The sequence below is a fragment of the Citrobacter sp. TBCS-14 genome (genome assembly GCF_005280805.1).
Lineage (GTDB): Bacteria > Pseudomonadota > Gammaproteobacteria > Enterobacterales > Enterobacteriaceae > Citrobacter > Citrobacter gillenii.
This window is the reverse complement of the sequence record NZ_SZWM01000190.1, coordinates 1-331: the sequence shown is the minus strand read 5'-3', so window position 1 is coordinate 331 and position 331 is coordinate 1. Positions and strand designations below refer to the sequence as shown.

General features: G+C 41.4%; 1 protein-coding gene. It reads left to right on the top strand.

All coding sequences use genetic code 11. From position 1 onward, the window contains the following. Nucleotides 1-331: YjeJ family protein (yjeJ, locus tag FDX22_RS12060; RefSeq protein WP_222592520.1), on the top strand; the 331-nt coding region annotated here is incomplete at both ends.

Sequence of the window (331 nt, the reverse complement as noted above, 5' to 3'; positions counted from 1 at the left end):
GACGTTAGTGGATGATAAAGGGGAGAACTTAGCATTTTCTCTGACGCTGCATGACGGGAAAACAGATGAATTACTGATTAATGAATTACAGATTCAGGTGTTGGCGCATGCAATTATTCATGCAATAAATAATGCTGGCATGCGGGATTTAGCGCTACGAATTACATCGCTGCTGGATTTTCTGCCGCTGTATGATGTTGATTGCCAGCAAAACGACAATCTTGAATACGACTCTTATACGCAACCCGAATGGAAGCATAACCTGTTTAATCATTATCTGGCGATTATTTACCGCTATACGGATGATAAAGGAAAAGCCCAGTACTGTGGT